This window comes from Methylobacterium sp. WL6, assembly GCF_008040095.1.
Lineage (GTDB): Bacteria > Pseudomonadota > Alphaproteobacteria > Rhizobiales > Beijerinckiaceae > Methylobacterium.
Map to the genome: position 1 here is coordinate 1 of NZ_VRVH01000421.1, position 3079 is coordinate 3079.

Here is a 3079-nt window from a genome sequence, read left to right on the forward strand (position 1 = left end):
GGGACGGTGTCCGGGGCACGGGCGAGGGCGAGGGCGGCCGGCACCGTCCTAGCCCCAGAGCTGCGTGCGCACGTCCGCCGGCCAGGCGGCGAGGTCGAGGCCGTGGTGGCGCAGCAGCGCGAGCGTGATCCGCTCCAGGCCGAACCCGACGCAGGCGGTGTGGGCGACGGCGCCGTCCGCCTGGCCGATCTCCCAGGTGCTGCCGAAGTGGTCCTGGTGGTAGTTGAAGCTCAGGCAGGCGGTCGGTGGGGCCTCGCTGTTGACCGGCACGTTGAGCTCGAACTTGAGCCCCTGCATGCGCTGGTTGTTGGCCAGCATCCGCCCGGCGCGGCCGAAGAACGGGTCGTTGGCCGGGTCGACCGCCAGCGGCAGGCCGAGGGCGCGCATCATCGCGGTGCCGCGCTCGAGCCAGACCTCCCGGAAGGCCAGCACCTGCTCGGGGCTGCCCATGCGCACGTACTCGCGCATGCGGAACATCTGCATCCGGGTCGGCTCGACCGAGGGCTCGTGGCGGAAGCAGTAGGATTGCAGGTCGAACAGCAGGCCGCCGGCCGGCAGGGGCCCCCGCGCGGCGGCGACCGGGTAGAGCGGGTAGCAGGCGGCCGGCGTCAGCACGATGTCGGTGCAGGCCTGGTCCTGGGTCCAGTCCCGCCCGGCCTCGACGCAGGCGAGGAGGCGCGCGTGGGCGGCCTCGTCGCCGCAGAAGCTGTGCACGGTGCCGGCGAGGTTGGGGAAGCCCTTGAGGTAGCCGCTGCGCTCGAAGGCCGGGCGGCTCATGCCCGGCGGGAAGCGCATCCGCTCGGCGCCGTCGGCCGCGCCGAGGCGCGAGACGAGGGCGTCGAGCGCCTCGACCACGCTCTCGAAGTCGCCGCCGCGCCCGTACAGCCCGTCGATCCCGGTGCGCACCAGGTGGCCGCGGTCGAACAGGCGGTCGAGGAACGAGCGCGGTTCCGTCGCATCCGCCTGGGACGGGCTCGTCTCGAGCGGCGCGGCGAGGGTCGGGGTGGCCAAGCTGTCCATCACGCGCTCAGGAATTGGCCGTTGCCCTTCTGCACCAGCAGAAGGTTGGCGGTGTTGCTGTGGATACGGTCGTTGCTGATCATCAGCGGCGCCGACATCACGTCGCGCAGCGCCCGGCCGAGGCTGAACGGGGTTCCGTTCTTGTAGCCGGCGATGCCGACGATCCCCAGCGCCAGCTGGACGATGGCGACGGCCGCGGTCGAGGCGGTGGTCTTCACGTTGTTCAGGGCCACCGCGAAGCCGATCGAGCCGAGCAGATCGGGCGCGCCCAGGGCTTCCGCGTAGTGGCGCAGCCCGCCCTGGATGGTCCCCTTCATCGCCTGCAGCGCGCTCGTCGCCTCGGCGAGACGCAGGGCGCCCGGCGGCACCGTGCCCGGCCGGCGGCGGGCCTCGGCCTGGACGAAGGTCCGCGCCCGGTCGACCGCATGGCTCGCGATCCCGAACCAGACGCTGCTCCACAGCAGGTGCGAGGAGGCCAGCATCGACTGGGCCGCGATCTCGGCGAAGGGCTTCGGCAGGATCTGGGCGATCGGCACGTCGCGGGCGGCGAGCAGGAAGCCGTCGCTGCAGGTGCCGCGCATGCCGAGCGTGTCCCAGCGGCTGGTCCGCTCCAGGGTGATCTGGTCGGCCGTCAGCGCGACGAGGACCTGGTCGGAGGAGGCGGCGTCCGGATGGCGCCGGCCGGTGGCGAGGATCACGTCGGCGTGGGCGCCGTAGGAGATCACGGTGGCGTCCTTGCGGAAGGCGAACGCGTCGCCCTCGGCCTCGACCGCGCAGAGGCTGTTGCGCAGGTCGCCGCCGATGCCGCCCTCGGTGGTCGCCGAGGCGACGAGCAGCTGCCGCTCCGCCACCCGCTGCATCAGCGCGCGGTGCCAGGCGCTCTCCCCGCCATGGGTGACGAGGCTCGCGACCTTGATCTGGTGCATCGCGAACACCATCCCGGTCGCGGCGCAGGCCTGCCCCAGGCCGAAGCAGGCCTCCGCCAGCCGGCTCATGTCGGCCCCCTCGCCGCCGAACGCCTCCGGGATCTGGATCCCGAGGAGCCGCTCCTCGCGGAGCGCGGCGACGGCTTCCGTGGGGAAGCGCCCCTCGCGATCGACGGCGTCCGCATGGAGCGCGGCGACCTGAGCGACCCGGCGGATGCGCTCCGCGAAGGTCGGCGTGGCGAGAACCGGTTCGGGGGGCACCCGCTTGGCGAGCGCGCTCATGCGTCCACCGGCTGGGCGATCGTCGCGACGGTGCTGCGGATCGCGCGGATCGTCGCGAACGACGCCCGGTTCAAGAGATGATCGGGGAACTCGATGTTGAACCGCTCCTCGAGCGCGAGCATCAGCTGCACGGACCCGAAGGAGCACAGGCCCTTGTCGAACAGATCGTCGTCGTCCGAGAGCCGGTCGACTTGGCCGGACAGGGACTCGATTCCACCGAGCGTTTCGCGAATGTCGTGAGAGGAAATCATTGCACGCAACACCATCTGATCCATCTCGAACCTGAAGCCTTGGACTGTCGTCGTCAATTCTTACTCTTCAATAAAGTTAACTTAATAATTGGTGAATTCTAAAGCTTTGATGTCTATCGCGCTGGAAGTCGGTATTCGCTCCTTCGCACCGCGAGACAGGATTCGCCGGAGGCGAGGCGGCGATGCGCGAAGCGGCGATCGAAAGCACGCCGCAGATCGAATTGACGACATTGCGCACAATCCATGTGCGAAGTGCCGGCAGGATCTGTGTTTCGACGGCTTCCGTGGTCGGTTGCGCGGGCCAGATCGCTACATCCGTATGCAAGCTGGCTAAAGGTCACTCGATTCGTTGCCGTGATGCAACAGCGGCGTCGCACGAGGTCTTCGAGGAGGATTCGACGTTGCTCGGGTGGACCGGTTCGCACACAGTGCTCGGGCACTGGGGGCATCGCAAAAGCGGGCCCGATGAGCCCGCACCAAAAAGCGGGCCGCAAAACAAGGTGTGACGCGATCGGCCCCGGCCCCGCGACCACACGATCCTCGGGTCTCGAAGCTTTTGGAGATATCTATGACGCTCTTGAAGAGCACCCTGCTCGCTTC

Annotated in this window: 4 protein-coding genes; 1 reads left to right on the forward strand and 3 read right to left on the reverse strand. The window is 69.4% G+C overall.

Going from position 1 to position 3079, the window contains the following annotated elements; translation table 11 throughout:
• Nucleotides 1-48: 48 nt before the first annotated feature.
• Genes FV230_RS26590 through FV230_RS26600 form a run of 3 tightly spaced genes read right to left on the reverse strand, consistent with a single transcriptional unit; the run spans nt 49 to nt 2479 of the window.
• Nucleotides 49-1020, reverse strand: a complete 972-nt coding sequence (locus tag FV230_RS26590) for an amino acid--[acyl-carrier-protein] ligase (RefSeq protein ID WP_147844515.1) — start codon at nt 1018-1020, stop codon at nt 49-51.
• A complete protein-coding gene (locus FV230_RS26595) occupies nt 1020-2228 on the reverse strand; it encodes an acyl-CoA dehydrogenase family protein (protein ID WP_147844516.1) in 1209 nt (402 codons plus the stop codon). The genes FV230_RS26590 and FV230_RS26595 overlap by 1 nt, the downstream gene beginning before the upstream one ends.
• Nucleotides 2225-2479 (reverse strand): acyl carrier protein, encoded by a 255-nt coding sequence (locus FV230_RS26600; RefSeq protein WP_147729314.1) that lies wholly within the window; start codon nt 2477-2479, stop codon nt 2225-2227. The genes FV230_RS26595 and FV230_RS26600 overlap by 4 nt, the downstream gene beginning before the upstream one ends.
• 182 nt (nt 2480-2661) lie before the next feature.
• On the opposite strand from FV230_RS26600, the gene FV230_RS26605 reads away from it, so the two are divergent.
• On the forward strand, nt 2662-2985 hold the full coding sequence (locus FV230_RS26605; RefSeq protein ID WP_147729311.1) for a hypothetical protein: 324 nt from the start codon (nt 2662-2664) through the stop codon (nt 2983-2985).
• Nucleotides 2986-3079 lie beyond the last annotated feature (94 nt).

Bases quoted from the DNA above. Each gene is read 5' to 3' on its own strand.
- FV230_RS26605 (WP_147729311.1), top strand. From the start codon at position 2,662: ATGCGCGAAGCGGCGATCGAAAGCACGCCGCAGATCGAATTGACGACA.
- FV230_RS26600 (WP_147729314.1), bottom strand. From the start codon at position 2,479: ATGATTTCCTCTCACGACATTCGCGAAACGCTCGGTGGAATCGAGTCC.
- FV230_RS26595 (WP_147844516.1), bottom strand. From the start codon at position 2,228: ATGAGCGCGCTCGCCAAGCGGGTGCCCCCCGAACCGGTTCTCGCCACG.
- FV230_RS26590 (WP_147844515.1), bottom strand. From the start codon at position 1,020: ATGGACAGCTTGGCCACCCCGACCCTCGCCGCGCCGCTCGAGACGAGC.